This is a genomic window from Nonomuraea turkmeniaca (genome assembly GCF_005889735.1).
Taxonomy (GTDB): domain Bacteria; phylum Actinomycetota; class Actinomycetes; order Streptosporangiales; family Streptosporangiaceae; genus Nonomuraea; species Nonomuraea turkmeniaca.
Genome location: NZ_VCKY01000002.1, coordinates 39,190 through 65,666, shown reverse-complemented (window position 1 = coordinate 65,666; position 26,477 = coordinate 39,190). Strand labels below are relative to the sequence as shown.

The following is a 26,477-nucleotide window of genomic DNA, read 5'->3' as shown; positions in this document are numbered from 1 at the left end:
GCGCCGCTCAGCGGTATGCCCTCGCCTGCAGGGTGTAGAGGTCGGCGTAGAGGCCGTCGAGTGCCATGAGCGTGTCGTGGTCGCCCTGCTCGGTGACCTTGCCGTGGTCGAGGACGTAGATGCGGTCGGCGTAGCGGACGCTGGCCAGCCGGTGGGTGATGAGCAGGACGGTGCGTCCGTCGGAGTGGCCGCGGATGCGTTCGAAGAGGGCGTGTTCGGCGCGGGCGTCGAGTGCGGCGGTGGGCTCGTCGCAGATGAGCAGGTCGGCGTCGCGGTGGAAGCCGCGCGCGACGGCGATGCGCTGCCATTGGCCGCCGGACAGCTCGTGGCCGTCCTTGAAGCGGCGGTCGAGCAGGGTGCGGTAGCCGTGCGGCAGGTCGGCGACGACCTCGTCCGCGCCCGCCACCCCCGCGGCCGCGTGTAAGGCCTCGTCACCTTTGTCGGTGCCCATCGTGATGTTGTAGCGGGCGGTCAGCGGCCAGCGGGTGTGGTCCTGGGCGATCACCGCCGTGCGCAGGCGCAGGTCCTCGGGGTTGACCTGTTTCAGGTCGGTGTCGTCCCAGAAGACCGTCCCGGAGTCCGGCTCGTACAGGCCTGAGAGGATCTTGGCGAGGGTGGTCTTGCCGGAGCCGTTCTCGCCGACGAAGGCGATCACCTCGCCCTGCTTGATCTCGATGTTCACCTCGCGCAGGGCCGGCTCCTCCGCCCCCGGGTACGTGAACGTCACGGCCCTGGCGGTGATGCGCTGGAAGCCCGCCGGCAACGCGGCCGGCCGCCTCCCGGGCACGCGGCGTTCGGCGTCGGCGCAGAACTCGAGGAAGTCGGTGAAGTAGAGGCCCTCCTCGTAGAGGCGATTGGTGGCGTACATCAGATTGCCCAGCGACTGCTGGGCCGACCTGATGGCCAGCACCGCCGTGCCCGCCACGGCCAGCGGGATCGCGGCGATCGCGAGCAGCACGCCGAGCGCGACGTAGACCAGGCCGGTGCCGAGGCCGCCGAGCGACTCGCCGACGAGCTTGGCGAACGTCTGCCGCCTGGCCAGCTTGAGCATGACGTCCTGCTCGGCTTTGGCCACGGCGTCGTACATGCGCAGCAGGAAACCGCGCATGGTGAACGAGCGGACCTCGGCCGCGGGCTCGCGGTTGGCCAGCAACTCGCCGATGATCCACTTGCGGCGGTTGGCGGGAATGAGGGCGTAGAGGGTGGCGTAGCGCATCCTGGCGCTGCGCACCATCGCCCACGCGTCCGGCAGCACCGCCAGCAGGAGCAGCGGGAGCAGCACCGGGTGCAGGACACCGAGCACGCCGGCCACGGCGGCGATGCCGACGGCGGACGTCAGCACGTCGACGGCCGCCGACACCACCTGGTCCGCCATGGCCACGCCGCGCAGCCTGGCCCGCTGCAAGGCGTCATGGAACTCGGGGTCGTCGTAGGCCACCAGGTCGACGCGGCTGGTCAGGCCGTAGAGCCGCTCCTCGGTCAGGCGGCTGACCTGCGGGTCCAGACGCGACTGCGCCCAGCCCGCGCCGGCCTGCACCGCCGTGCGCAGCGCCGCCGCCGCGGCCACCAGGGCCAGGCTCGGCAGCGCGGCCACGACGCGGTCCGGGGTCGGGCCCTCGCTGAAGAGCGCGGTGAGCACGCCGGTCGTGGCCAGCAGCCCGAACGCGGTGAACACGCCGCCGAGCAGGTTGAGCGTGACCGTGGCCACGGTGTCGCGCGGGCTGGCCCGCCACGCCATGCGCATCGCCTGGGCCACGAGTGACGGCAGCCTCCTGGCGATGGTCAGGAAGCCCACGTCCGCCAGCTTGTCCGTGTGGGCGTGCCAGTCGGAGAAGGAGATCTCGCCGAGCTCCAGCGGCTCATCGGCCATGAGTCGAGTGTGCCTACGGGCACCGACAGTTCTCCACCGGTTATCGCCGCGCGCGTCACTGGCTGAAGCCGGTCGATCCGCTACCGGTCGGTGTCCAGCAGTGCGCCGGCGCGGCCCCTTGATTCTCCGGCTTGACGGCATCTCGTCTACACATTGGCTTCTGCATCGTCGAATGGCCATGTCAACGCATGTGCCGCCGGCGTGCGCAGCCCTACGGTTGGGGGCGTCGCGCGGCCTACGGGGCCGGACGTCTTCGGAGGGGTGGGAGTCCGGCTCCGGGCGTGCGGCAGCGGGCTCGAGTCGCGCAGGACTCGGGCCCGCCCCGTTCACCAGAATGCACATGGGCGTACATAGATCGGTGGATGCTGCGCCGCCCAGGGCGGTCGTACGTTGGCGGGCATGCAGCCCGACGCCTCGGCCACCGTGATCAACGAGGTGTTCCGCCGGGCCTACGAGCGTGGCGACCGGCCGGCGCTCGTCGACCTGCGTGGCGGCCACGTCTACGGGTACCGGCGGCTGGTGACCGAGGTGACCAGGGCGGCGTCCGGGCTGGTGCACAGGGGTGCCAGGCGGGACCAGGTGGTGGGCGTGCACGTCTCGACGGCGGGCGCGCAGACGCTGGCCGTGCACACGGTGCTCGCGGCCGGAGGGGTGGCGGCGCCCATCGACCCCTCGCTCGGCGCCGAGGAGATCGCGGCCCGGCTGCGGGCCTGCGACGCCCATACCCTGATCACCACGCCCGACCTGGCCGTGACCGCGACGCTGGCGGCGGACCGATCCCGGGTGCGGGAGGTGGTCTCGCTCGGTGCGGCGCTCGACGCGATCGACTTCCGCACCCTGCTCACGCTCGAGCCGACCGCGCTGCCCGCGCTCGACGCCGAGCACCAGGACGCGCTGCTGCTGGCGGACGGCCGCCGCCTGTCGCACGCGGACCTGCTGGCCAGGATGGCCGAGCTCGACCGGCCCGTACGCCTGACCGAGTCCGACGTGGTGCTGACCACGTGGCGCCCTGACGGCGGCTGCGACCTGCTCGCCCTCGTCGGTCTCTGCATGTCGAAGGGTGCGCTGGTGGTGGCGTCGGGCGGCGGCGATCTGCCCGGAGCCGGCCACGACTTCGATGTCACCGTGGTGACCTGCCCTCAGCGCACGCTGGAGCGGGTGGGCTGAGTGTGCGCGCTCAAGGGGTGGCCACATGGGCGAGTGGCTCGCCGCGTACGTAGCGGGCCACGTCCGCGGCCACGATCGCGGCGGCCTTCACGGCCGTCTCCTTGCTGGCCCCGGCCAGGTGCGGGGTCATGATCAGATTCGGCGTCGTGAGCAGGCGTGAGCCCGGCGGGATCGGCTCCTCGGGGAAGACGTCCATCGCCGCGCCGAACAGGTGGCCGGAGTCCAGCGCGTCGCACAGCGCGTCGTAGTCGAGCAGCGCGCCGCGGGCGCAGTTGACCACGACCGAGCCGCGCGGCATGGCGGCGAGCTCGGCCGCGCCGATCATGCCGGCGGTCTCGGGGGTGGCGCGGGCGTGCAGGGAGACGAAACGCGAGCGACCCAGGAGCTCGTCCAGGTCCACCTTCCCGTGAACGTCGACGTACGGGTCGTGGACGAGGACGGTCGCGCCGAAGCCCTCCAGCATGCGGGCCACGCGGCGGCCGATCGCGCCGTAGCCGACCAGGCCGACCGTGCTGCCGTCCAGTTCGGGGCCGACGTTGTCGTACATGTAGTAGTCGCCGCGCCACACGCCACCCGCCAGGTCGGCGTGCGTCTGGGGGATCCTGCGGGTGGCGGCCAGCAACATGGCGAGCGTGTGCTCGGCGGTGGCGACCGCGTTGCGGCCGGGCGCGTACGTCACCGCGACGCCGGCCTGCTCCGCCGCCTCCAGGTTCGCGTTCACCGGCCCGCCCCGGCTGACGCAGAACAGCCGCAGGTCGGGGGAGGCGTCCAGGACACGCTTGGTCAGGGGAGCCATCTGCGTCACGCACACCTCGATGCCGCGCAGCGCCTCGATCAGCTCGTCCTCCACGTCCGACGCCTCGTCCACCTCGCCCACCCGGCCGAACGGCTCCACCGGCCACGGCAGCGTCAGCTCGCGGATGTCCACCTCGCCGGGGACCTCGCGCCTGAGCGCGTCGATGAGCAGGCGGTTCTGGACGAAGTGGTCGCCTGCGACAAGGACTCGGGTGGTCAACGAACGGCTCCAATCGGGGAGTTGTACTGCAGCAACGCGGCCCGCCCCTGGTCGCGCACGCGTAGCTCGGTCAGTGCGCAGTTGTCCAGGCGCGGGAACAACCGGCGGTACTCGCCGAGCGGGACGCCGATCAGCCGGCACAGGGCCAGCCTGATGGCGGTCGTGTGCGCGACCACCAGGACGCGGGCGCCGGGGTTCGCGGCGGCGATGTCGTGCAGGGCCGCGACGAAGCGGGTGGCGGCCGCGTGCGGGTCCTCGCCGCCGGGGAGCGGGTGCGCGGCGGGGTCGGACTCGAAGGCGGCGCGGGCGCCGGGGAACCGTTCCTTCATCTCGGCGGCGGTCAGGCCCTCTGCCTGGCCGAAGTCCAGCTCGCGCAGCCGGGCGTCGGTGTGCAGGGGGAGCCCCGCCTTGGCGGCGCTCGCCTCGGCGGTGATCACGGCCCGGCTGAGCGTGGAGGCCCACACCACCGCCAGGTCCGCGTTCGCCGTCCATTCGGCGAGCCGTTCGGCTTGCTCGTAGCCACGTGGGGTCAGCTCGATGTCGCTGACGCCGGCATAGCGGTTCTCGGCGTGCCAGACGGTCTCGCCATGGCGCACGAGGACGAGGTCGGTCATCGGGCGGTCCTCTCACGAGCGTGTCGCGCGGCCGCGCCGGCGAGCCAGCCGCGCCGCTCCAGCTCCTCGATGAAGCGGATGTACGGCTCTCCGAAGCCGGCGCCGGACGGGTCCACCGTCGCGCGGGTCCTGATCATCCGGGTGGGGTCGCCGCCTGCCAGGACGGCCATGCCGAGGGCGGGCTCGGCGTTCTCGCGCAGCGTCACGGGACGTCCCAGGACGTCCGCCCGCACCTGGGTCCAGAATGCGCTGCGGGTGGCGCCGCCGGTCAGGATCACCTCGCCGTCCACGGGTGCGCCGAGGAGGTCGAGGTAGTCGAAGCAGAGACGCTCGATGAAGGCCGCGCCCAGGATGATGGCGGCGTAGCGGTCCACGTCGCCGACCGGGGCGCCGAGGGTGAAGGTCTCGGCGTCGGGGGCGGCGAACGGGAAGCGCTCGCCGCGCGACACCAGCGGATAGGTGACGGGCGCGGATGCGGGCCGGCTGTCCCCGGTCGCGGAACGGCCGTCATCCATCCGTCCCAGCCCGAAACTCTCGGCGGCCTGGGCGCTCAGCGCGTCCAGGTCGCGGCCGGGCAGGTCGCGGGTCAGCGCGCCCGCCCCCGTACTGGACGCGCCGCCCGGCAGCCATGAGCCGTCCGGGGCGCGGTGCGAATACACCACGCCGAGCGGGTCGTGGAGCAGCTCCTTCGTCACGCCCTTGAGCACCAGCGTCGTGCCCAGCACCGAGTTCCAGCTGCCGACCCGGGTGGCGCCCGCGCCGAGCTGGGCCGCGCAGCCGTCCGTGGTCCCGGCGATCACCGGTGTGCCCGCGGGGATGCCGGTCTCCTCAGCGGCGGCCGCGCAGACCACGCCCAGCCGGGTGCCGGGCCGCACGACCTCGGGAAGGATCTCCGGAGGCACCAGGTCCAGCACTTCGGCAGGCCAGCGCTCCTCGATCAGGTCCACGCCGGTCTTGAGCGCGTTGCTCAGATCCGTGGGCACCTCGTGCCCGACCAGGCGCCGGTTCACGAAGTCGTTCTGGTGCGCCGGCCGGGCCCCGGCGGGAGCGTCGCGGAGGAGCCACAGCAGCTTCGGCAGCGCCCAGTTGGGTTGCATGCGGCGGTAGCCGAGCCGCTCCCACACGGCCGCGCCCACCTCGTTGGCCAGGTCGGCGTCGGCGCGGCGGTCGTCGTACATGAGAGCGGGCGTCAACGGCCTGCCGGAAACGTCCGTGAGCAGGATCGTTCCAGAGGTCGCGGCCACGGCCACGCCCGCGACCAGGGAAGGGGGCACGTCACGCAGCGCCTCACGGGTGGCGGCGGCCAGCGCCCGCCACCACTCCTCGGGGTCCTGCTCGTGGCGGGGCCCGTCACGGTGGCTGGTCAGCGGCCGCCCGGCCGCGCCGAGCACCTCGCCGGTCTCGCCGACGGCCATCGCCCGCACGCTCTGCGTGCCGAGGTCGATGCCGATCCACACGTTCATGCGCCCTCCTTCGTCGGTCGCATGAACGTGACACGGCTGTGTCTGATTGTTCGCTCGCTGCGCTCGCTCATGAACGGCCCCTTGAACGGTCGCGCATCTCACCCAGCAACGGCCACGAACCCCCGGTGGCCGCACGCAGCGTCAGGAAGTCGGCGAACAGGCGCGCGTAGAACGCCTGCCGCCCCGGGTCGGGCTCGACCGCGTCGCGCAGGCGTACGTGATCGGCGGCGGCCGCCGCGACGGACGGCGCGGCACCGGTCGCGGCCAGCCCCACCAGATACGCACCCCGCGCCCCCACCTCGGTGTCGGCCGAGCGTCGCACCGGCAGCCCGGTGACGTCGGCGATCATCCCGAGCCAGGCGGTGCTGGCCGACCCGCCCCCGCACACCCGCAACTCCGTCGGGGCCGCGCCGGTGGCCGCCAGGCAGTCCTTGATCACCATGGTGAGCCCTTCGAGCGCCGCCCGCGCGACGTGCTCACGGCCATGCTCGAACGACATGCCGAGCATCGCCCCCCGCGCGAGGGGGTCCGTGAAGGGCGCCCGCTCGCCGGCGGGCGACAGGTAGGGCAGGAACGTCAGCCCGCCCGCGCCCGGCGCGCTCCGCCCGGCCAGCTCGCCCAGCTCCGCCGGCTCGCGCAGCCCCAGCAGGCGGCACGTCCACTGCACCACCTCCGTGCCCGCGAACGTGGGGAACGCCCGCAGATAACCCCCGGGCAGCGCGATCGTGATGCCGGTCGGCTCGCCGTCCAACGCGGGGGAGTCGAGGAGGACCTCGGTGCACAGCGTGGTCCCGAGGATGCCGCACGCCTGCCCGGCCGTGACCGCGCCCGCGCCGAGCGCGGTCGCGGCGATGTCGTACGGGGCCATCACGACCGGCGTCCCGGCGGCCAGCCCCAGCGCTGCCGCCGCGTCCGCGGTCAGCTGGGCGACGGGGCAGGAACGGACCGGTGGAAGGAGCCGTTCGGCCCACTCCAGGCCGAACAGGGCGAGCAGTTCGGCCGAGTAGGCCCGTGCCCGCAGGTCCATGAACGGCGCGGAGGCGTCCGACTCGTCCGCGACCAGCTCTCCGGTCAGCTTCGCGAAGATCCAGCCGCCGCAGGTCAGCACGGCGGCCGACCGGTCCAGCCGTTCGGGGTCGTTCGTGTGGAGCCAGGTCAGGATCGCGTGCGGGAGCCCGGACGCGGCCGAGGACCCGTTGACGCGGAACGCCGCCGCGGCCAGTCCGTCCCGGGTCCAGGCGTCCACGGTGGCCGCCGCACGGGCGTCGTTCCACAGGATGGCCGGCCCGGTGGGCTCGAGGTCCGCGCCGACCGGCCAGCAGCCGTCGCCCTGCGCCGTCACCGCAACGAAGTCGACGTGCCCGGTCGCGACCTCACGGACCGTGGCCACGACCGCGTCCCAGACCGCTCCCATGTCCTGCTCGGCATGGCCGGGCTCCGGCCTGGACACCACGGTCTCGCGCCGGGCGACGGCCGACTCGGCGCCCGCGGCGTCGTACGCGACCGCCTTGATGACCGTGGTCCCCGCGTCCACGCAGATGATCGCCATCACGCCCTGCCGTGGGAGGTCCTCGACCGGCGCGACACAGAGTCGACGATCACCGCGAGCAGCAGCACCGCGCCGGTGACCACGAACCTGATCGAGGAGTCCAGGTTGAGCAGCGTCAGCCCGCTGGAGATCGACTGGATGACGATGATCCCGAGCAGCGCGCCGAAGGCGGTGCCGCGCCCGCCGAACAGGCTCGTTCCGCCGATCACCGCCGCCGCGATCGCGTTGAGGTTGACGTCGCCCGAGCCGCTGCTCTGGTTGGCGGCCGCGAGCCTGGCCGCGGCCAGGATGCCGCCGACCGCCGCGAACGTCGAGCACAACACGAACACCGAGGTGTAGATCGCCTTGACGTTGATGCCCGCCCGTCGGGCGGCCTCCACGTTGCCGCCCACGGCGTAGACCGCCCGCCCCCACTTCGTCCGCGACAGCAGGTAGTGCATGATCAGCACCAACGCGACGAAGAAGACGAACATCCAGCCGACGCCACGCGTCTGCCCGAGGTACCAGACCACGAAGGCCAGCACCGCCAGCAGCGCCACGCTCCTGAGCGCGAGCGTGGACACGCCTCTTGCCGACAGCCCTGCCCGGCGCCGCTCCCGCGCGTGCAGGTAGCCGCTGTCGAACAGCCAGACCGCGGCGATCACCGCGAACGTGTACGACAACCAGGCCGGTACGAAGTCCAGCTGCGCGAAGTTCACCAGCCCCGAGTCGAACGGCAGGTTGATCGACCCCTTCGTGCCCAGCACGTACAGCTGGAGCCCGAGAAAGGCCAGCAGCCCGGCCAGCGTGATCACGAAGCTCGGCACCCCGAACCTGTTGAACAGCTGCCCGTACACCCAGCCGATCACCGCACCCATGACGACCGAGGCCGCGACGGCCAGCCAGACCGGCAGCCCCTCGCCCACGAACAACACCGCGAGCACCGCGCCCGACAGACCGCTCACCGAGCCGACCGACAGGTCGATCTGGCCCACGAGCAGCACGCACACGATGCCGAGCGCGATGATGCCGACGGCGGCGGATTCGAGGGTGAGGTTCACCAGGTTCGCGCTGGACAGGAAGATCGGGTTGAGCACCTGCAGAACCGTCCAGATGACCACGAGCCCGACCACGACCGGGATGACGCCCAGGTCGCCGCCGCGGGCCCGCTCGATCACGTCGGCGAGCGCGCCGCGCAGCCCGTCGCGGTTCTGAAGGCGCTCGTCCTGCCGGTCCGTGGTGAGCGTGCTCATGACGGCGTTCCTTTCTGCGCCCGGCGGGAGACGGCGTTGTCGGTGGCGCCGGTGATGGCGGCGATGATGTCCTCGGTGGTGACCTCGCTCACGTCGAAGACGCCGTTGTTGCGGCCGAGCCGCAGCACCGCCACGGTGTCGGCGACGGCCTTCACGTCCGCCATGTTGTGGCTGATCATGATGACGCCCAGGCCGTTCTCCCGCAGCCGCTCGACCAGGTTGAGCACCTCGGCCGTCTGCGCCACGCCGAGCGCGGCGGTCGGCTCGTCGAGGATGATGATCTTCGGGTCGCCGAGCAACGACCTGGCGATGGCGACCGTCTGCCGCTGGCCGCCGGACAGCGCCGCGACCGGCACCCGCACGCTCGGGATCTTGGCCGAGAGCTGGCGGAGCAGCTCCCACGAGCGGGTCTCCATGGCCACGTCGTTCAACCGCAGCGGGCGGATCTCCTGGCCGAGGAAGAGGTTCTGGATGACGTTGAGGTTCTCGCACAACGCCAGGTCCTGGAAGACGGTGGCGATGCCGAGCTTGTGCGCGGCGGCCGGGGTCGGGATCTCGACCTCGTTCCCCTCGAACGTGATCGTGCCCGAGTCCGGCGGGTGCACGCCCGAAAGGATCTTGACCAGCGTCGACTTGCCCGCGCCGTTGTCGCCGACGACCGCGACGACCTGGCCGGCGGCCACATCGAGGTCGATGCCGGTGAGCGCGGCCACCGCCCCGAAGGTCTTGCTGATCCCGCGGAGGGTAAGAACGTCCATTACTTGATTCCGAGCTCGCCGCAGCCCTTGGCGTACTCGCCGGTGCACACGTCCGCTGCCTTCATGATGCCGCTGTCGAACAACACTTCCTTGATGTTCTCCTTGGTCACGACCGTGGGGGTGAACAGCTCGGACGGCGTGTTGTACAGCGTGGCCTTGCCTGCGGGCTTCTTGCCCTGCATGAACTCCCAGGCCACGTTCGCCGACGCCTCGGCCACGATCTTGATGGGCTTGGAGATCGTGTTGTACTGGTCGCCGGCGATGATGCGCTGCGCGGCGGCCACCTCGGCGTCGTTGCCGGTGACCGGCGGCACCTTCACGCCCGCGGCCTTGAACGCGGCGATCGAGCCGCCGCCGGTGCCGTCGTTGGCCGCGACCACGCCGACGATCTGGTCCTTGAACTGCGTGATCTGGCCGCTCACCCAGGTCTGCGCCTTCTCCGGCTGCCAGTCGGGGGTGTCGTACTCGGCCAGCAGCTTGAAGCCGCTCGGGTCGACCGCGCTGTGGATGCCCTTCTTGATCAGCCCGGCCGCGGCGTCGGTGGGGGAGCCGTTGACCTGGAGGATCCCGCCCTCCGCGTTCTCCTTCTTCAGGTGGTCCACGAGGGACTGGGCGATCATCGCGCCGATCTTCTCGTTGTCGAACGAGATGTAGTAGTCGGCGGGCGTGGCCGGGATGGGCCGGTCGTAGGCGATGATCGGCACCTGCTGCGACTGGGCCGACTTGACGATGGTGGCCGCCGCGGCGGAGTCGACCGGGTCGAGCACGATGGCCTTGACGCCCTGGGCGAGCGCGGAGTTGGCCTGCTGCTGCTGCTTGGCGGCGTCGGAGTCGGCGTTCTGGTAGATGACCTCGCAGGTCGGGCAGAGCTGCTTCATCCGCGCCTCGAACAGCGGCTTGTCCTGCAGCTCGTACCTGGTCGACGCGAGGTCCGGCATGAGGAAGGCGACCTTGGCGTTCTGCAGGTCGCCCCCGCCGGCGGTCGCGCCGCTGGTTCCACCGGTGGAGCCGGAGCCTGAGCCGCACCCGGCCAGCACCGAGCCGGCGAGCACTGCCACTGCGGCGAACGCGGAGGTCCGCATCTGAGCTCTGTTCACGGATTCGTTCCTCACTCGCTACGTCCTCGCGGACGGATCCATTCGCTCGCTGCCCCCGAGACACGGGCATGCCCTCACACGAGGGGAAATCCCGTGGTGCGGCTCACGTTAGCGCGCGGTCAGAAACTTTGTCCAGCACAGATGTTCAGAGCTGGCGAGCGGCGGCCACCAGGCCTTCCGCGGTCGGCGTGTCGGTGACGAGCCGGTTGAAGTAGCCGCCCCTGGCTCCCGCGACGATCGAGAGCACCTTCTCCGCGCCCACCGCGACCGCGATCACGATGGGGACGCGGCGCAACTCCTCCAGCTTGGTGGCCACCAGGCGCTCGCTGCCCGGATAGGTGATCGGGGCGCCGTCGCGGTCGTACACGCGCATGCAGACATCGCCCACGGCCTGGCGCAGGCTGTCGGCGTCGCGCGGCATGAGGGCGGGCACCGTCTGCCGCATCAGCGGCGCGGAGCCGACGCCGACGAGCGCGCACTTGGCGTGCGCCCACAGGTCCATCACGCGGCGCACCGACGGCTCGTGCTGCAGCGAGTAGAACAGCTCGGGTCCTGGCAGGGCGGGCGCGTAGAGGTAGGCGGGCACGCCGCCGACGCGTTCGGCCAGGATGCGGGTGGTCTCGTTGGTCTGGAACCACGGCTGCGGCTCCTGCTGGCCGCCGACCGCCGGCGCGATCGTGACGCCGGGGAACCTGCCGAGCCCCTCGCGGGCGCACTCGTAGACGGTGCTGCCGGAGGAGACCAGCACGACGTCGCCGGACTCCAGGCCCGCGGCGGCCAGCGCGCGGGCCACGCCGGGCGCCAGCCAGGGGCCCAGCGTCGGGCCGCTGACCTTGGGCACCAGGTAGACATGCTCGAGGCCGAGCGCCTGCGCGACCTCGTCGGCCAGCGGGCCCTCCGCCAGCGTGGCGGGACGGTGCACCTTGATCTCGACGATGCCCTGCTTGCGTGCCTCGGTGAGCAGCCTGCTCACGGTCGCCCTGGAGACGCCGAGCCGTTTGGCGATGTCGCCCTGGGTGGCGTCCTCCATGTAGTACTGCTGCGCCGCCGCGTACATCAGCTCGTGCGGGAACCTGCCCTGCTGCGCGTCGGGGGCGACGTCGGCGGCGTTCATGCACGCGCTCCTTGTGAACAAGCTTGCTGAACTGATGTGCAACGACTATACCTTTGTGCTCTCCCGTATGAAGGGCATGAGCCCTCTCTGCTCGCCTGCATCATCCGTGAGCGTGCTGACCGAGACTCTGCGGTCGGGTCGGAAAGGGTGGCGGCGGGTGGTCTGGCGATGCGGTCGCCGGCCTGGTCGGCACCGGTTGACCTTGGTGTTCATCACGCAGGCCAGGCTGCGTCCGCACCGGGCGAGCCGTTGACAGATGACCACGTGAAGCGGTTCACTGAAACGTATCACTGAAGCGGTTCACGAGCCTCGTTTCGCAGGTGGTGTGTTTACCTGCAATACTTGTAGGAAATACAGGGAGGTGTGGGCGTGAGCATCGACGTGCATCAGCATCTGTGGACCGGGTCGTTCGTCGACGCGCTGCGTGCCCGCACGTCTCCGCCCTACCTCGACGGGTGGACGTTGATCCTCGACGGCGAGCCCCCGTACGAGGTGGATCCCGCCGACCACGAGCACCGGGACACCACCGGCCTGGAGCTGGCGCTGGTGTCGATGTCGAGCCCGCTAGGCATCGAGTTCCTGCCCCCCGAGGAGTGCTGGCCGCTGCTCGACGCCTATCACGACGGCGCGCTGGCGCTGGGTGAGCCCTTCGGCGTCTGGGCGGCGACCTGCCACAGCGAGCCCGACCCCGAGCGGCTGGCCAAGGACCTCGACGGGGGCTGCGCCGGGTTGCAGATACCGGCGACCGCCGTGCCCGACGACCGGCTGCTGGAGGTGCTCACCGACCGGGACCTGCCGCTCTTCGTGCACCCCGGCCCGGCGAAGGCCGCCGACGGCCTGCCGTCGTGGTGGCCGGCGGTGGTGCCGTACGTCCAGCAGATGCACCAGGCGTGGCACTACTTCCACGCCGTCGTCAGGCCCAGGCATCCGCGGCTGCGCGTGTGCTTCGCGCTGCTGGCCGGCCTGGCGCCGCTGCACTCCGAACGCCTGATCGCCAGGGGCGGGACCGGCCGCGGCCTGGTCGACAGGAACACCTTCGTGGAGACCTCTTCCTACGGCCCGCGCGCGATCGACGCGATCGTCCGCGAGCTGGGCATCGACGTCGTCGTCAACGGCTCGGACGCCCCATACGCCACGGCGCCGGACCCGAAGCTCGGCCCGGCGGCCACCCATGCCATCCGCGTGACCAACCCCCGTCGACTGTTGGCATTTGGCGACCGAGCCTGCCTCACGGAGTGAGGCCATGAGCAGGCGGCGGCATTTGGCGACCGAGCCTGCCTCACGGAGTGAGGCCATGAGCAGGGAAAGGAGACTCGTACGTGAGCACGAACCAGATCCAGGACGGGGGCACCTGTGCCGCGCTCCCCGAGCGCACGCTCGACCGGCGCGAGCTGCGCGACCTGGTGGACCAGCTGGCCGCCCGCCCGGAGGAGTGGCGCGACCTCGTGGAGTTTCCCGAGGACGGCGGCCGGCACTACGCCTCACTGCACCGCGACGCGTACGTGGACGTTTGGGTGCTGTGCTGGCGCACGGAGGACGACACGGGCTGGCACGACCACGACATCTCCTCCGGGGCCGTCCACGTGGTTCAGGGCGCGCTGCTGGAGTGCAACCCGCGCATCGGCGGCGAGCACTTGGAGACCGTGATGCCGGAGGGGCAGTCGTTCTCGTTCGGGCCTGACCACATTCACCGGCTGACCGGGGCGGTGGACGAAAGCGTGTCGATCCACGCGTACTCACCGCCGCTGTGGCGGCTGGGGCAGTACTCGATCGACGGCACCGGCGTCATGCGTCGCGTGTCCGTCAGCTACGCCGACGAGCTCAGGCCGCTGGACGACGCCGTGGCCTGAGGACGCAGCAACTTCCGCAGGGCTCCACGTCGGGCAGCGTGATCCACAGACAGCAGGTCCTGCGGAAGTAGCCGTCGTCCGTGGGCTCCACCAGCCCGTCGACCGGCCGGCCGATCTCTTTGAGCAACGCCATGTAGTCGCCGGGCACGATGGCCGTCAGCGGGTGGGCGAACGCCTCCGCCGTGGAGCCCCACAACGTGCGCTCCCCGACCTTGGCCCGCGCGCTGATGGCCTTGACCAGCGGCTCCTGTGACTCCGCCAGCGCGTCGCGGATCGCGGCAGCCCCGGATCCCCAGCTCACGCGGGTGGCGGCGATCGTCACCCCGGCGTCGGACGGCCTGACGTAGGTGTCCGCGAGCCGCATGACCGGCACGCGCCCGTCCAGCGCCCACCCCAGCGCCATCGGCAGCGTGTGCCAGTACGCGAAGGTCTTCCAGAACAGCGCCGCCCCGACGTGGCGTGGCGCGTTCCAGCGCCCGGCCGTCTCGTTGATCAGCCCGTCCAGCAGCGTGTACGGCTCCCGCAGCAGCTCCGCGACCGGCGTCCAGCTCTCGTCGGGCTCGATGACGAGGCCGGGCTCAACCCCGATCACTCCGCCGCGCCCGTCGGCCATGCGCTGGAGCGCCTCGGTCAGCACGCTGGAACACCCTCCCCTAAAGGTTAGCCTTACCTAAAGTAGCAGGGCGTCCGGCGAACCAGCCAGCCAAGATCTGCACCGCCAGCACCCCCAGCACCGCGACCAGCGGCACCGACCACCCGCCGGAGACCTCTCGCAGCAGCCCGAAGAGCATCGGGCCCAGCGCCGCGATCACGTACCCGACCGACTGGGCCACGGCCGACAGCGCGGTCACCGTGGCGGGGTCGGCCGGGCGTAGCGCGATGATCAGCAGTGCGAGCGCGAACGACGCGCCCTGGCCGACGCCGAGCACGATCATCCACAACCACGGCGCGGTCAACGGGGCCAGCAGCACGCCGAGATAGCCGATCACGGTCAGCACGCCCGCCCCGACCACGTACGGCACCTGCGAGGCCCGCCGCCCGGCCAGCACCGGGACCGCCAGCGAGGCGCCGACCTGGACCAGGTTCGTGAGGCTGAGCAGGTAGCCCGCCTGGTCGGCGGGCAGGCCGTGGTCAAGGAAGATCGTCGGCAGCCAGGCCAGGACAACGTAGAAGGTGAGCGACTGCAGGCCCATGAGGGCGGTGACGTACCAGGTCACGCGGCTGCGCAGGACCATGCCGATCGGCCGGGGACCGTTCTGCGGCCCGGCCTGCTCGCCCAGCGCCTGGGGCAGCCAGAGCAGGGCCGCGAGCAGGGCGGGGACGGCCAGGAGCGCCGAGACGCCGCGCCAGCCGTACCCGGTGGCGTGCTCCGCCGGGATCATCACCGCGGAGGCGGTGGCGGCGCCGGCCACCACCGCCGCGACGTAGACGCCGGTCATCAGGTTGATCCGGGACGGGAAGTGCTGCTTGACGACGGCGGGCATGGCGACGTTCATGGCGGCGATCGCGATGGCGGCCAGGGCGGAGCCGAGGTAGAGCACCGGCGCGCCGTCGAGACCGCGCAGCGCCACGCCGGCGGCGATGACCAGGAGCCCGGCCAGCAACATGCGGTCGAGGCCGATGCGCCGCGCGAGCAGCGGCGCGACCGGGCCGAACACGCCCAGGCAGATCACCATGACCGTGGTGATCGCGCCGCCGCCCGCGGGCGAGAGCCCTACGTCCTTCATGATTTCGTCGAGGAGCGGGGAGACGCCCGCGATGGCGGGCCGGAGGTTGAGCGCGGCCAGGACGAATCCGGCGACGAGCACGGCGGATCTCAACGACATAGGGGAACACTCTCGCACAGCCGCCTTGACAACGTTGTCTGCCCCCTACCTGGTGAGACATGATCCTGGCGTGAGACCGACGATGAAGGACGTCGCCTCGGCGGCGGGCGTGGCGCTCAAGACCGTCTCGCGCGTCGTGAACGAGGAGCCGGGCGTGCACCCGGCCACCGCCGAGCGCGTGCGCGCGGCCATCGACCGGCTCGGCTACAGCCGCAACGAGAGCGCGCGGGTGCTGCGCCGCGGCAGGACGGCCACGATCGGACTGGTCATCGGGGACGTCGCCGACCCGTTCTACTCAGGGTTGAGCAGGGCCGTGGAGGACGTGGTCATCGGCCACGAATGCCTGCTGCTGACGGGCTCGTCCGGAGAGGAGCCGGTCAGGGAGCGGGAACTGGTCGAGACGTTCTTCACCCGCCGGGTGGACGGGCTCATCGTGGTGCCGGCCGGGGACGACCACACGTACCTGCGGCCGGAGCTGGAGGCGGGGACGAAGGTGGTGTTCGCGGACCGGCCGCCGGAGGCGGGGCTCGACGTGGACACCGTGCTCGCCGACAACGCGGGCGGGGCCGAGCAGGCGATCCGCCACCTGCTCGGGCACGGCCATCACCGCATCGCCTTCCTCGGCGACGACCCGGCGATCTACACGGCCGCCGAGCGGCACCGCGGCTATCGCGCGGCCCTGGGCGGCCTGTACGACCCGCGGATGGTCTCCATGCGGCCGCCCACGCTGGAGGGGGTGCGGGCGGATCTGAACAGGATGTTCGCCACGGACCGACCGCCGACGGCGCTGTTCAGCGGCAACGGCCGCTACACCGTGACCACGCTGCGGGCACTGGCGGGCCGGCCGATCGCGCTGGTGGGGTTCGACGACTTCGAGCTGTCCGATCTGCTGCGGCCCGGCGTGACGGTGGTGGCGCAGGATCCGTCCTGGATGGGGCGGGTGGCGGCCGAGCTGCTGTTCCGCCGGTTGCGCGGCGACGTGGGGCCGCCGGAGCACATCCAGCTCCCGGTACGCCTCATCCCCCGCGGCTCGGGCGAGCTCCCTTGATCAACGCGTCGCCGAGCGGCGTGCGGGCGTACAGGACGCTGCGGCCCACGCGGGTGCCGGCGATCAGGCCCGTCCCGCGCAACGCCGCCACATGCCCGCCCGTGGTGCCCACACTCTGCCCGAGCAGGGCCGCGAGCTGCGTGGTCGTGGCCGGTTCGGCCAGTTCGGCGAGGATGCGCGCACGGCTGCGGCCGATCAGCGACGACAGGTCGGCGTCGGGCGCCGGAGGAGCGGCCGCGGTGCCCCGGGCGGGGTAGATCAGCGCGTACGGCCACGCCTCCTCCAGGTAGGCCGCGATGTTCGTCATGAACGCCGAGGGCAGGAAGAGCAACCCTTTGCCGCCGAGCCGGTGCAGCCCGCCGGTGTCCAGCCGCATCTCCAGCTCGATGTGGCCGCTGCGGCGCCAGTGGACGCGCGGGCTGAGGTCCTCCAGCGCCGCCGCCCAGCCGTAGGCCGCCAGCCGGCCGGCCCGCTGTGCGATGTCCCGCTGCAGCATCGCGCGGAAGCGCGGCCAGTCGTGGGCGAGGATCTCCGTCCAGAGCGCCTCGTACGCGTCCGCGAACCGCCGCACCACCTCTGGCCCCAGCAGCAGATCCCGCACCCAGCCGGTCACGGGCGGCTGCTTGGCCAGCGCCCGGACGATCTCGGCGTGCGCCTGCTCCAGCGGCGTCGCCCGCATGGCGGCCAGCTCGGCCTCGAACGGCACGTCCACGGCCGTGGGCGGCGGGGCGATGAAGTCGACGTTCGCGTTCCCCATGTTGCCGCTGATCGCGGCGGCGGCGCGCAGAATGGGGTGCTCCGCTCTCAGCTTCTCGTACGTGCCGCGCCGGCGTGCGGCCCACCGGCTGTTCACGCCGGCCCCGTAGCGGCCCGCCAGCACCCACTGCGCGTGCATGGTCTCGATCAACGGCGAGATCGCGAACCTGCTGGCCATCAGGTCCTGCGGGACGACCTCGATCCTCATGGGCACCTTTCGGTTATATCCGAAAAAGTCGCGGGGCGGCGGCATCGGTCCCACCATCGAGACCATGAGGGGCGCGACGTTCGGCGAGGTGTTCGCCGTCAGGGAGTTCCGGGTGTTGTTCGGCAGCTTCGTGCTGCTGATCGTCGGCGATGTGATCAAGATGCTGGCCCTGGCCGTTCTGGTCTACGCGCAGACGGCTTCGCCCGGGTTGTCGGCCGCGGCTTACATGGCCGGGTGGCTGCCGTTCATCCTGGGCGGGTTGTTCCTGCTGTCGCTGGCCGATCGGCTGCCGCCGCGGGCACTGATGATCACCGGGGAGCTGATCCGGGCGGTGACGTGCCTGCTGCTGGCGTACGCGGGGCTGCCGGTGTGGGCGCTGCTAGCGCTGGTGCTGGTCACCGGGTTGTTCTCGCCGGTGTTCTTCGCCGCGCGGGCGGCGATGTTGCCCGAGGTGCTGCCCGGGGACGCATTCGTGCTGGGGCGTTCGGTGCTCAACGTCGCCTCGGCGAGCGGGCAGGTCGTCGGGCTCGCCGCCGGGGGCGCGTTCCTGGCCTTCGCCGGGCCGTCCGCGGCGCTCGCGGTCACCGCGGTCCTGTCGGTCGTCGCCGCCGTGGTGTTGCGGATCGGACTGCCGCACCAGCCGGCACGGGGCGCGGCCGAGGGCGGCGCGGTACGCGTGACGCTGCGGGTCAACCGGCGGCTGCTGGCCGACGGGCAGGTGCGCGGGTTGTTGCTGGCCGGCTGGCTGCCGTGCGTGTTCCTGGCCGGCGCCGAGGCCATGGTGGTGCCGTACCTGGGCGGGCAGGGGCAGGCCGGGGTGGTGCTGGCGGCGGCCGCGGGCGGCATGGCGGTCGGCGAGTTCGCGGTCGGCAGGTTCGCCGCGCCGACGCTGCGCGAGAGGTTGTCGTTGCCGCTGGCGGTGCTGCTGGGGATCCCCTGGATCGGCTACGCGCTCGGGCCGGGGATCGTGTGGGCCTCCGTGCTGGCGGCGGTGGCGACGGCGGGGCTGGCGTACCAGCTCGGGCTGCAGCGGCGGTTCGTGGACGCGGTGCCCGAGGACATCCGCGGGCAGGCGTTCGGACTGCAGTCCGCGGGGCTGATGACCGGCCAGGCGGTCGGCGCGGCCCTGGTCGGGGCGCTGGGCGAGGGGATCGGTCCTGGCCCGGCGATAGCGGTCGCGGGCGGCGGGAGCATCCTGGTGGCGCTGGCCCTGGCCGGCGTGCTGCGCCCGTCGCCCGCACCACGCCTTGCCCGCGGCTGACCTGCCGCCGTATGGGGGTCGGCCGGTCCTTCTCGTGGATCCGAGCCGACGGGCGCGGATGCACATTCCGATTCTGTCGGAGCTACGCAATAGGCTGGCGGAATGCCTCGCAAGAGAGCCACGATCCGTGAGGTGGCCCAGGCCACTGGCCTGTCACCGGCGGCGGTCTCCTACGCGCTACGCGGACTGCAGGTGTCCGAGGAGACGATGGAGCGGGTGCGCGCCGCGGCGGCCGAGCTCGGCTACGAGGCTGATCCCATCGCCAGGGCCCTGGCCAGCGGGCGCACCGGCATGATCGGGCTGCTCTGCGGCTCGCTCGAGGACCTGTGGCAGCAGTCGCTGGCGGTCGGCATCAGCAGGGGGCTGCGGGAGAAGGACCGCTACGCCCTGATCCTCGACGCGGTCGGCGACCCCGCCAGGGAGCGGGCCCTGGCCCTGCAGCTCAGGGACCAGCGGGTGGACGGGATGATCGTTCAGCCGCTCGACCCTTCGGCGGCGTTCTGGAAGGAGCTGGGCGAGTCGCTCCCGGTCGTGGCGATCGGCGACTCACTCGCCGGCACGGCCGGAGAGGTGATCTTCGACAACCGGCTGGGGGTGACGCTGGCGCTGGAGCACCTGCGTGCCCTGGGGCACCGCAGGATCGCCGTTCTCACCCCGACGAGGGCCAGCACGCCCGACCGCCCCGCCGACGTGCACGTCACGGCCGAGGCCGACCGGCTGGGGCTGGACATCGGGGTCACCACCGCCCTGCACGGCCTTGCCGCGGCGACCGCGGCGGCCCGCGACATCCTCGCCGAGGACAAGCCGAGCGCCGTCTTCTGCTTCGCCGACTCCATCGCGTACGGCGTGTACGCGGCGGCCCAGGAGCTGGGGCTGTCGATTCCCGGCGACGTGTCGGTCATGGGGTATGACGCCCACCCGATGTCGGGCCTGCTCACGCCGGGGCTGACGACGGTGGACTGGGACATCGACGGCATCGTGCGGGCGGGGGTGCGGCTCATCTCGGCGGCGGCCGATGGCGCCACTCGCCGGCGCCGCATCGTCCAGGCCCCCACCCTCAGAGAGCGCGGCTCGGTGGCCCGGCTCTCCTGACCCGCCCACCCCCGCGCCGCACGCACGGCCGGCCCGGTCGTGTGGCGCTCGCGGTGGTCAGTGCGTGAGGTGGGTGGTGGAGGTGGTCAGGGCGCGCCGGGCCTCCTCCAGGTCGTCGGTGAGTGGGCGGTCCGGGGGCGGGTTGTCGAGAGCTCGGGTGGCCGCGGCGCGCTCGCAGGCCAGGACGAGCTCCAAGGGCTCCACGCAGCGCAGGGCGTGGCGGGCGGCCTGGGTGGCGAACCCGGCGTGGTCCTCGACGCCCAGGGAGATCACCGCGGTCCCGGTCGTCACCGGGTTCGCGAGGTGGCGCAGCTCGGCCAGGGCGTCCTGGGCCACGTACTCGAGGATCAGGACGCCCGAGGCGCCGGGGCGGTCGGCGAGGAAGGGGTGGCGGCCGGTGTAGGCCGGGTCCATGAGGGCGGCCAGGCGGGCCGTGCTGAGCTGGGCCGTCTGTACCAGCGCGGTCCGGACGGCGTCCACGGCCAACGCCACGGGAGCAGCGTGGAAGTTGCCGTTGTGCCAGGCCAGGGCGCCGGCGAAGAGCGGGTTCTCGGCTGCGGCGTTGAGGTCGATCTCGACGGTGGCGGTGGCCCGGGCGAGGGCGTCCACGGCGGCGCCGTGCACCTGGGCGAAGGCGCGGAAGCCGTACGGGTCCTGGATGCGGGCGGCCTGCTCCCTGGCGAGGAGCCCGCGCAGGCGGGCGGCGACGGCGGCCTGGCCGGGGTGCGGGCGGGCCTCCTGTACGGCGGCGGCCAGCGGCTCGGCCGAGGCCCCGACCGCGGTGAACGACAGGGCGGCGACGTCGACGGCTGCCCCGAGCAGGAGACGCAGTCGGTGGCAGGCGATCGCGGCATCGGCCAGGGTGGCGGCCCCTGAGCTGACGAACGGCAACGCGTCGCCCGAGGCGAGGGGATACCGGGGAGCCGGGGCCGCTTCCCGCGCGGGAGGGGCCTCGTGGTGCCAGGGGAGCTCGCCGAGCAAGCACAGGGCGGTGGTGGCCAGGGCTGTGAGGTCGCCGGTGCCGATGGCGCCGTACGTGCGGATCGGCGGCGTGAAGCCGTGGTTGACCGCGTCGGCCAGCACCGGGAGCACGGCCGGATCGATGCCGGAGCCGCCCGCCAGCAACTGGTTGAGCCGGACGACCAGCATCGCCCGGGCGCGGGCGGGCTCGATCGGCGGCCCGGCGCCGCACGCGTGGCTGCGTAGCAGGTCCAGGCCGGGCGCCTCGATCGTGACGTCCTTGTTGGCGCCGAAGCCGGTGCTGCGGCCGTACACCGGGCCCGTCAGCTCCTGAGCGGTGACCCACGCGGCGCGGGCCCGATCGAGGGAGGCGATCGAGACCCGGGCCCGGCCGTACGCGGCCTCGTGGACCTGCGCGCAGGTCAGTCCGGCGCCGTCGAGCAGCACCATGGATGGTCAGTCGTTGTCGGGGATGAACAGTCCCAGCAGCCAGCTCACCACACTGACGATGATCGCGCCCCAGAACGCGGCCGGGTAGAAGTTGTCGACGTGGAAGGGGATGTCGAACTGGGTCGCGATCCAGCTGGTCAGCAGTAGCATGGCCGCGTTGATCACGAGCAGGAACAGGCCCAGTGTCAGGACGATGATCGCGCAGCCCAGGGCCTTGACGATGGGTTTGACGATCGCGTTCACGATGCCGAAGATCAGCGCCACGAGAAGCAGGACGCCCCAGTATCGGGCCGAGTTGGTGGGAGCGTTGACGTCGATGCCGTCGATGAACTGCACGGCCACCCACAGCGCCGCTGCCGCCGCGAGGGTTCTGATGATGAATCTCACGCTGGTTGATCCTCCCACTTGCGATCGGCGCCGCGGTAGAGGCGCAGTCAGAACGATGCCCGGTCGTCACTGTTCGTAGTCACCGGTTATCGCCGCCCGAACGCGGGGAAGAGGCGTGCAGGGGAGGGAGCGAGATGGACGCGAACGGGCTCGAATCGTTGCCGGCGAACGAATTGCACGATCGTGCGGTGCGGTACGCCGTACGCCACGGCGACCTGGGGTTCCTGTGGGACTTGTTGAAGGTGATCCCCGCCGCCGAGGCCGCCACCGGTCACGAGACCGACGCCGACCTCACCAAGGTGTCCGCGTTGCTCAGCGACGCCATCGCGGCGGGGGAGGGCGAGCTGGGGGAGGCGCTACGCCCGGTCTACATCGAATACCTGCGTAAACATCCGGACGCCTAGCCCGCCATGCGGGCCTCCGCGCCGCCGTACGCCGTGAAGCCCGGCGTGCTGAACTCCTGGCCGTCCCTGCCCACGATCAGGGTCTGGTACGGGCCGGACGCGGCGAGGCCGGTCGCGTAGCGGCGAGCGAGGAGCGGGCCCATGGCGTAGATCGCGGTGGCGTACGCGTCGGCCACGCCCAGGTCGGGGCCGATCACGGTGACGAAGCCGAAGCCGTCCTGGACCTGGCCGGTGCGCGGGCTCACGATGGGCGCGCCGCCCGAGGTGGCGATGCCGAGGTCGTGGGCGAAGACGACCTTGCGGACGATGTCCTTGCGCGGGTCTCGTACGCCGATGCGCCAGGGCTTGCCGGGGGCGGCCGAGCCGCGTACCCGGATGTCGTTGCCCGCGGTGAGGCGGTGGTCGCCCGCGCCCGCGTTGCACAGGGCGCGGGACAGGCGCTCCAGCGCCCAGCCCTTGATGTAGCCGGACGGGTCGGTCACGCCGTTGATGCGGGGCTCGAACCAGCCGTCGGTGGCCTCACTGAGCTCCTCGCAGCGGTGCAGGACCTCGATGAGCTCAGGGATCTGCCTGATCGTCCGGCCGCGGTTGAGCCGGCCGATCTGGCTGTCCTCCTTGACCGGGCTGAAGGTGTCGTCCACCCACCTCAGCCAGGCGAAAGCGTCATCCAGCAGGGGCGTCATCTCCCGTGCCGGGAGGGCGGTGCGGATGTCCACGCTGACGGGCAAGCCCATGACCATTTCGACATGTGCGCTTCCGGGGAAAGTCGTCACCTTGCCTCCTTGTCCGCAGACCACCGTCGCAGACGATACGTAATGTGGAGTTAAACCTTTTACCTAGATTTGCAATGAATCTGTGATTTTGGGATGGCAAGGCGTGACAGTGCGCCGCTGACGTACCGCTTGAACTGCCGCGGCCCGGCCACCACCACGTTGCGCTGGCCGATGTCGGGAATTTCACGACTCAGGCCGGAAGCGCTCAGCCGCTCCTTGGCTCTCGGGTCGTGCTCGTGGCCGACGACGAGGATGAGGCCGTACCTGGCCTCCAGGTTCCGGAGTTCGTCGGTGGGGTGCTCGGTGCGGTAGATGGCGACCGTGTCGGTGGCGCCGGCCAGGCGGGCCCGCAGCGCGGCCGGATCCATGTCGGTGGCGATGAGCAAGGAGCCCCTGGCCGTGTGGGGGACCTCGTGGCTCCAGACCGCCATCACGGCCGCCATCGTGTACAGGACGAGGGAGCCCGCGCGGCTGAGGTCGGTCACGTACGCGGTCGAGCTGAACTGGTGCGCCACCAGCAGCGCTCCCGCCAGGTAGCCGCCCAGTCGCAGGCGCTGCTTGGCTTCCTCGGTGCGGAGGTAGTCGGCGGCCTCGACACTGAGGAAGCCGAGCGCCACGAGCAGCCCCGCGGCGGCGTAGGCGGTGGGGGTCCACGGGTAGCCGAAACCCGGCTGGATCGCGCCGAACTCGGCAACCGCGACACCGCTCCAGAACAGGACCGGGCCATGATTCGCATTCGCCTGGCTTGCCATGGTGACCACGATGCTGAACGAACATGAAAGGTTGCTGAGTGCCGATGAGGAATCTGCTAAATGTGACTGCCGCTACGGCCTTCACCAGGCATGACGGTGGGGCGGCAGGCGCATGGGCAGGTGCCTTGTCGGTAGGGTCCCAAACATGGCTAATGTGCGAGTTGAGCGGACCGAAGACGGCGGGTTCCGGGCTGTGAACGGCCGCGGCGCCGAGGTGCGGATCGGCGGTGGGAAGGACGACGGGGTGTTCTCGCCGGTGGAGTTGCTGCTGGCGGCGGTGGGTGGATGCAACATCGTGACCGTCGAGCCGCTCACCGCCCAGCGCGGGCACCGGCTGCTGCGGCTGGCCATGACCGTCGAGTCCGAAAAGGTGGAACCGAACAAGCTCGGTCCGGTGACCGTCACGTACGACGTGGAAGTGCCCTCGGAGAAGGCCGACGAGGTGTTCCGGGCGGTGGCCGGGCGGGTGCACGACAAGTACTGCACGGTGAGCAGGTCCCTGGGAGAGGGCACGGAGGTCAAGCTGGAGATGTCCCCGCCAGACGAAACAGAGTCGGATTAAACAGATATTCGACCCCGTTATGACGCGACCGTTGCATTCGTCTCGGTAGCGTTGGAGCAGGTCAGGAGCTCTGCGACTGGCTGAGGACTTTCACCGAAGCGGACGCGGAGGGGGACCGCGGGCCGCTAGTGCGGGACCGCCGGCGTTTTTGGGGGAAGACGTCGGCCTGGACCGCCGCCGATCGGGCCGGGCAGCTTTGGGGGAACTGCCCGGCCCGATCTATGCGTATCCTCCCTTTCCGTGAAGAAGGTTCTCATCGACTGCGACCCCGGCATCGACGACGCGCTCGCCCTGGCCCTGGCCGCCGGGTCTCATGACTCCCTGGACGTGGTGGGCGTCACCACGGTGGGCGGCAACGTCGACCTCCCGCTGACCACGGCGAACGCGCTGGCGCTCAGGGAGTTCCTGGACCTCGGCGACGTGCCGGTCACACCGGGCAGTGCGGGCGCGCTGCTGCGGCACACGGTGCGCGCCGCCGACGTCCACGGGGTCACCGGGCTCGGCGACGTGGTGCTGCCCGCGCCGCTGCGGAGCCCGTCCGAGGGGCATGCGGTCGACTTCATCGTGGACACGCTGCGGGCCGCGCCCGGCGAGATCACGCTGGTGGCGGTGGGGCCGCTGACGAACGTCGCCCTCGCCGTACGCCGTGAGCCGCGTGTCGTCGAATGGGCCCGCGACCTGGTCATCATGGGCGGCTCCTACACGCGCGGCAACCACAACCCGGCCGCCGAGTTCAACATGCTGGCCGACCCGGAGGCGGCCGCGATCGTCTTCGACGCCGGATGGACGGTCAAGCAGCTGGGCCTCGACGTGACGCTGTCCGCCGTGGTGACCATGGACGTGCTCGACCGCATGCGGCCGCTCGGGCGGCTGGCGGAGCTGCTGGTGCCGGCCTCGCAGTCGTACAAGGCGGTGACGGCCGAGGGCGGGCCGGCCATCCATGACGCGTGCGCGGTGGCGTACGTGCTGGATCCTTCCCTCTTCACCTGCGTTCCCGCCGTGGTGAACGTGGAGACGACCGGGACCTACACGCGCGGGATGACGGTGACGGATTTCGGGGTCGGGGACCGGCGGGCGAACGCGCTGGTGGCGACTTCGCTGGATGTCAAGAGGTTCTGGGACCTGGCGATGGGGGCTTACGAACGGCTGGCTGTCCGGCTCGGATGATGTACTGGGCACCGTCCGGCGGCTGATACAGTTACACCTGTTGCGCCGCTAGCTCAGTTGGTCAGAGCAGCTGACTCTTAATCAGCGGGTCCGGGGTTCGAGTCCCTGGCGGCGCACTTCATGAAACCCCAGCTCGGTTACGCGAGCTGGGGTTTCTTTGTTGAGAGTCCGTGAAGATCAACCGATCAGGACCGGCACCGTGCCGGTCATCATCCGGTGGTCAGAGCAGGAACCTGCCGGGTACGCGGGCGTCGCCGGGATGCCCGTGCAGGCGGTGGGGATGGGCCGAGAGTCACCGTAATAAGGTCCAGCGATCCGGTCGTCCCTGACGAAGATCAGATCGATTTTCGCGTGCGGTTCGGCGTTGGCACACGGTGGCGCGTCGCCCGGTGTTCCTGTCGCGGTCCACTCGCCGTATCCGAGGCATTGGGCGGGATCGTTGTCGTCCAGCTCTCTGTAGTGCCCGGTGTTGTTGCCGTTGTGCGCTGTGCTCAGGGAGCTGGAGTACCAGTTGTTGAGCCGGCCATAGTCGGGCTGCGCGTTGAAGTCCCCCGCGATGATGACGGTCTCCCCGGCCGCGCGGTAGGCCTCCATCTGATCCAGTACGAAGTTCAGTTGGTTCACGTTGTGTTTCTGGCCGTTGTCGGCGATGACGTTGCTCGTGGTGATGTGTGTGGTGCAGAACCGCGCACCCGGTGTGGTCAGCAGTCCGGCGCACAGGAGATTCCGCTGCTCGCGGGTCCCGTCCGGCGGGAGGGTGAACCGGCTTGCGGGGCCCAGTGGTTGTTTGCTGAAGATGGCGTTGCCGAAGTCTTCGGAGCCGTTGCACACGCCGGAGGTGGGCCCGAGGATCGTGGCGAACCGCGAGTAGTTGGTCGAGTCGTCGGGCCAGCCCGCCGACCCGAGTGCGCTCTGGATCGCCTTGTACTGCCCCCAGCAGAGCTCGTTGAAGGCCACCAGATCCCGGTCGTCTTCGAGAATCGAGGCCACGGCCCTGGCGACCATCCCGTTGGTCGTCGAACCGTGATGCATCTTGTTGCCGGCGACGTTCCAGTGCCAGACGTCGAAGGTCGCTGTCACCTCGGCCGATGCCGATGCGCCC

The 26,477-nt window shown here is 71.3% G+C and carries 26 protein-coding genes and 1 tRNA gene; 10 read left to right on the top strand and 17 right to left on the bottom strand.

The window, feature by feature from the left end:
* Positions 1-7: 7 nt before the first annotated feature.
* Positions 8-1,870, bottom strand: a complete 1,863-nt coding sequence (locus ETD86_RS01035; RefSeq protein WP_138664156.1) for an ABC transporter ATP-binding protein — start codon at positions 1,868-1,870, stop codon at positions 8-10.
* 399 nt (positions 1,871-2,269) lie between these two features.
* On the opposite strand from ETD86_RS01035, the gene ETD86_RS01030 reads away from it, so the two are divergent.
* Positions 2,270-3,037 (top strand): AMP-binding protein, encoded by a 768-nt coding sequence (locus tag ETD86_RS01030; RefSeq protein WP_138664155.1) that lies wholly within the window; start codon positions 2,270-2,272, stop codon positions 3,035-3,037.
* 10 nt (positions 3,038-3,047) lie between these two features.
* Here ETD86_RS01030 and ETD86_RS01025 read toward each other — a convergent pair whose 3' ends face one another.
* From ETD86_RS01025 to ETD86_RS00990, 8 genes are all read right to left on the bottom strand, one after another.
* On the bottom strand, positions 3,048-4,052 hold the full coding sequence (locus ETD86_RS01025) for a 2-hydroxyacid dehydrogenase (RefSeq protein ID WP_138664154.1): 1,005 nt from the start codon (positions 4,050-4,052) through the stop codon (positions 3,048-3,050).
* On the bottom strand, positions 4,049-4,666 hold the full coding sequence (locus ETD86_RS01020; RefSeq protein ID WP_138664153.1) for a histidine phosphatase family protein: 618 nt from the start codon (positions 4,664-4,666) through the stop codon (positions 4,049-4,051). Before ETD86_RS01020 ends, ETD86_RS01025 begins: the two co-directional genes overlap by 4 nt.
* Complete coding sequence (locus tag ETD86_RS01015; protein ID WP_138664152.1) at positions 4,663-6,129, bottom strand: FGGY-family carbohydrate kinase; 1,467 nt, start codon at positions 6,127-6,129, stop codon at positions 4,663-4,665. Before ETD86_RS01015 ends, ETD86_RS01020 begins: the two co-directional genes overlap by 4 nt.
* A gap of 67 nt (positions 6,130-6,196) precedes the next feature.
* Complete coding sequence (locus ETD86_RS01010; protein ID WP_138664151.1) at positions 6,197-7,678, bottom strand: FGGY-family carbohydrate kinase; 1,482 nt, start codon at positions 7,676-7,678, stop codon at positions 6,197-6,199.
* Positions 7,678-8,910 carry a sugar ABC transporter permease gene (locus ETD86_RS01005; protein ID WP_138664150.1) on the bottom strand — a complete coding sequence of 411 codons (1,233 nt, stop codon included), beginning with the start codon at positions 8,908-8,910 and terminating at the stop codon, positions 7,678-7,680. Before ETD86_RS01005 ends, ETD86_RS01010 begins: the two co-directional genes overlap by 1 nt.
* Positions 8,907-9,668, bottom strand: coding sequence for an ATP-binding cassette domain-containing protein (locus ETD86_RS01000; protein WP_138664149.1), 762 nt, complete (start codon positions 9,666-9,668; stop codon positions 8,907-8,909). The genes ETD86_RS01005 and ETD86_RS01000 overlap by 4 nt, the downstream gene beginning before the upstream one ends.
* Positions 9,668-10,765: an ABC transporter substrate-binding protein gene (locus ETD86_RS00995; RefSeq protein ID WP_211369740.1), complete on the bottom strand. Its 1,098-nt coding sequence runs from the start codon at positions 10,763-10,765 to the stop codon at positions 9,668-9,670. The genes ETD86_RS01000 and ETD86_RS00995 overlap by 1 nt, the downstream gene beginning before the upstream one ends.
* A gap of 145 nt (positions 10,766-10,910) precedes the next feature.
* Positions 10,911-11,879, bottom strand: coding sequence for a sugar-binding transcriptional regulator (locus ETD86_RS00990; protein ID WP_138664148.1), 969 nt, complete (start codon positions 11,877-11,879; stop codon positions 10,911-10,913).
* A 369-nt stretch (positions 11,880-12,248) separates the two neighbouring features.
* On the opposite strand from ETD86_RS00990, the gene ETD86_RS00985 reads away from it, so the two are divergent.
* Positions 12,249-13,118, top strand: a complete 870-nt coding sequence (locus tag ETD86_RS00985) for an amidohydrolase family protein (protein WP_138664147.1) — start codon at positions 12,249-12,251, stop codon at positions 13,116-13,118.
* An 80-nt stretch (positions 13,119-13,198) separates the two neighbouring features.
* Positions 13,199-13,729 carry a cysteine dioxygenase gene (locus tag ETD86_RS00980; protein WP_138664146.1) on the top strand — a complete coding sequence of 177 codons (531 nt, stop codon included), beginning with the start codon at positions 13,199-13,201 and terminating at the stop codon, positions 13,727-13,729.
* Here ETD86_RS00980 and ETD86_RS00975 read toward each other — a convergent pair.
* Positions 13,701-14,366: a hypothetical protein gene (locus ETD86_RS00975; RefSeq protein WP_138664145.1), complete on the bottom strand. Its 666-nt coding sequence runs from the start codon at positions 14,364-14,366 to the stop codon at positions 13,701-13,703. The genes ETD86_RS00980 and ETD86_RS00975 overlap by 29 nt on opposite strands.
* A gap of 16 nt (positions 14,367-14,382) precedes the next feature.
* Positions 14,383-15,555: a CynX/NimT family MFS transporter gene (locus tag ETD86_RS00970; RefSeq protein ID WP_138664144.1), complete on the bottom strand. Its 1,173-nt coding sequence runs from the start codon at positions 15,553-15,555 to the stop codon at positions 14,383-14,385.
* 70 nt (positions 15,556-15,625) lie between these two features.
* Between ETD86_RS00970 and ETD86_RS00965 the strand changes: the two genes are divergently transcribed.
* The gene (locus ETD86_RS00965) at positions 15,626-16,603 is read left to right on the top strand and encodes a LacI family DNA-binding transcriptional regulator (protein WP_246147480.1); all 978 of its coding nucleotides are present in this window, start codon (positions 15,626-15,628) and stop codon (positions 16,601-16,603) included.
* On the opposite strand, the gene ETD86_RS00960 is transcribed toward ETD86_RS00965, so the two are convergent.
* On the bottom strand, positions 16,572-17,567 hold the full coding sequence (locus ETD86_RS00960) for an ArsR/SmtB family transcription factor (RefSeq protein WP_138664143.1): 996 nt from the start codon (positions 17,565-17,567) through the stop codon (positions 16,572-16,574). The two genes, ETD86_RS00965 and ETD86_RS00960, sit on opposite strands and share 32 nt — an antisense overlap.
* A 64-nt stretch (positions 17,568-17,631) precedes the next feature.
* Here ETD86_RS00960 and ETD86_RS00955 point away from each other — a divergent pair, with 64 nt between their 5' ends.
* Positions 17,632-18,828 (top strand): MFS transporter, encoded by a 1,197-nt coding sequence (locus tag ETD86_RS00955; protein WP_138664142.1) that lies wholly within the window; start codon positions 17,632-17,634, stop codon positions 18,826-18,828.
* Between the two features lie 102 nt (positions 18,829-18,930).
* Positions 18,931-19,920 (top strand): LacI family DNA-binding transcriptional regulator, encoded by a 990-nt coding sequence (locus tag ETD86_RS00950; RefSeq protein WP_138664141.1) that lies wholly within the window; start codon positions 18,931-18,933, stop codon positions 19,918-19,920.
* Positions 19,921-19,977: 57 nt separating this feature from the next.
* Here ETD86_RS00950 and ETD86_RS00945 read toward each other — a convergent pair whose 3' ends face one another.
* Both ETD86_RS00945 and ETD86_RS00940 read right to left on the bottom strand, forming a co-directional pair.
* Entirely contained in the window at positions 19,978-21,330 is a 1,353-nt protein-coding gene (locus ETD86_RS00945; RefSeq protein ID WP_138664140.1) for an aromatic amino acid ammonia-lyase, read from the bottom strand.
* Between the two features lie 6 nt (positions 21,331-21,336).
* Positions 21,337-21,717 (bottom strand): phage holin family protein, encoded by a 381-nt coding sequence (locus ETD86_RS00940; protein WP_138664139.1) that lies wholly within the window; start codon positions 21,715-21,717, stop codon positions 21,337-21,339.
* A gap of 134 nt (positions 21,718-21,851) precedes the next feature.
* Here ETD86_RS00940 and ETD86_RS00935 point away from each other — a divergent pair, with 134 nt between their 5' ends.
* Positions 21,852-22,121, top strand: a complete 270-nt coding sequence (locus tag ETD86_RS00935; RefSeq protein ID WP_138664138.1) for a hypothetical protein — start codon at positions 21,852-21,854, stop codon at positions 22,119-22,121.
* Here the strand turns inward: ETD86_RS00935 and ETD86_RS00930 are convergent.
* Both ETD86_RS00930 and ETD86_RS00925 read right to left on the bottom strand, forming a co-directional pair.
* Positions 22,118-22,894, bottom strand: coding sequence for an FAD:protein FMN transferase (locus ETD86_RS00930; RefSeq protein WP_138664137.1), 777 nt, complete (start codon positions 22,892-22,894; stop codon positions 22,118-22,120). The genes ETD86_RS00935 and ETD86_RS00930 overlap by 4 nt on opposite strands.
* A gap of 59 nt (positions 22,895-22,953) precedes the next feature.
* The gene (locus ETD86_RS00925) at positions 22,954-23,646 is read right to left on the bottom strand and encodes a ferredoxin reductase domain-containing protein (RefSeq protein WP_138664136.1); all 693 of its coding nucleotides are present in this window, start codon (positions 23,644-23,646) and stop codon (positions 22,954-22,956) included.
* Positions 23,647-23,791: 145 nt separating this feature from the next.
* Here ETD86_RS00925 and ETD86_RS00920 point away from each other — a divergent pair, with 145 nt between their 5' ends.
* The 3 genes from ETD86_RS00920 (at position 23,792) to ETD86_RS00910 (ending at position 25,491) form a co-directional block, all read left to right on the top strand.
* Positions 23,792-24,208, top strand: coding sequence for an OsmC family protein (locus tag ETD86_RS00920; protein ID WP_138664135.1), 417 nt, complete (start codon positions 23,792-23,794; stop codon positions 24,206-24,208).
* A 240-nt stretch (positions 24,209-24,448) separates the two neighbouring features.
* Positions 24,449-25,375: a nucleoside hydrolase gene (locus ETD86_RS00915; RefSeq protein WP_138664134.1), complete on the top strand. Its 927-nt coding sequence runs from the start codon at positions 24,449-24,451 to the stop codon at positions 25,373-25,375.
* Between the two features lie 42 nt (positions 25,376-25,417).
* A tRNA-Lys gene (locus ETD86_RS00910) sits at positions 25,418-25,491 on the top strand.
* Positions 25,492-25,552: 61 nt separating this feature from the next.
* Here the strand turns inward: ETD86_RS00910 and ETD86_RS00905 are convergent.
* Positions 25,553-26,455, bottom strand: a complete 903-nt coding sequence (locus ETD86_RS00905; RefSeq protein WP_211369739.1) for an endonuclease/exonuclease/phosphatase family protein — start codon at positions 26,453-26,455, stop codon at positions 25,553-25,555.
* Between the last annotated feature and the right edge of the window lie 22 nt (positions 26,456-26,477).

Bases quoted from the DNA above. Each gene is read 5' to 3' on its own strand.
- ETD86_RS01035 (WP_138664156.1), bottom strand. From the start codon at position 1,870: ATGGCCGATGAGCCGCTGGAGCTCGGCGAGATCTCCTTCTCCGACTGG.
- ETD86_RS01030 (WP_138664155.1), top strand. From the start codon at position 2,270: ATGCAGCCCGACGCCTCGGCCACCGTGATCAACGAGGTGTTCCGCCGG.
- ETD86_RS01020 (WP_138664153.1), bottom strand. From the start codon at position 4,666: ATGACCGACCTCGTCCTCGTGCGCCATGGCGAGACCGTCTGGCACGCC.
- ETD86_RS01015 (WP_138664152.1), bottom strand. From the start codon at position 6,129: ATGAACGTGTGGATCGGCATCGACCTCGGCACGCAGAGCGTGCGGGCG.
- ETD86_RS01010 (WP_138664151.1), bottom strand. From the start codon at position 7,678: ATGGCGATCATCTGCGTGGACGCGGGGACCACGGTCATCAAGGCGGTC.
- ETD86_RS01005 (WP_138664150.1), bottom strand. From the start codon at position 8,910: ATGAGCACGCTCACCACGGACCGGCAGGACGAGCGCCTTCAGAACCGC.
- ETD86_RS01000 (WP_138664149.1), bottom strand. From the start codon at position 9,668: ATGGACGTTCTTACCCTCCGCGGGATCAGCAAGACCTTCGGGGCGGTG.
- ETD86_RS00990 (WP_138664148.1), bottom strand. From the start codon at position 11,879: ATGAACGCCGCCGACGTCGCCCCCGACGCGCAGCAGGGCAGGTTCCCG.
- ETD86_RS00970 (WP_138664144.1), bottom strand. From the start codon at position 15,555: ATGTCGTTGAGATCCGCCGTGCTCGTCGCCGGATTCGTCCTGGCCGCG.
- ETD86_RS00960 (WP_138664143.1), bottom strand. From the start codon at position 17,567: ATGAGGATCGAGGTCGTCCCGCAGGACCTGATGGCCAGCAGGTTCGCG.
- ETD86_RS00955 (WP_138664142.1), top strand. From the start codon at position 17,632: ATGAGGGGCGCGACGTTCGGCGAGGTGTTCGCCGTCAGGGAGTTCCGG.
- ETD86_RS00950 (WP_138664141.1), top strand. From the start codon at position 18,931: ATGCCTCGCAAGAGAGCCACGATCCGTGAGGTGGCCCAGGCCACTGGC.
- ETD86_RS00945 (WP_138664140.1), bottom strand. From the start codon at position 21,330: ATGGTGCTGCTCGACGGCGCCGGACTGACCTGCGCGCAGGTCCACGAG.
- ETD86_RS00935 (WP_138664138.1), top strand. From the start codon at position 21,852: ATGGACGCGAACGGGCTCGAATCGTTGCCGGCGAACGAATTGCACGAT.
- ETD86_RS00925 (WP_138664136.1), bottom strand. From the start codon at position 23,646: ATGGCAAGCCAGGCGAATGCGAATCATGGCCCGGTCCTGTTCTGGAGC.
- ETD86_RS00920 (WP_138664135.1), top strand. From the start codon at position 23,792: ATGGCTAATGTGCGAGTTGAGCGGACCGAAGACGGCGGGTTCCGGGCT.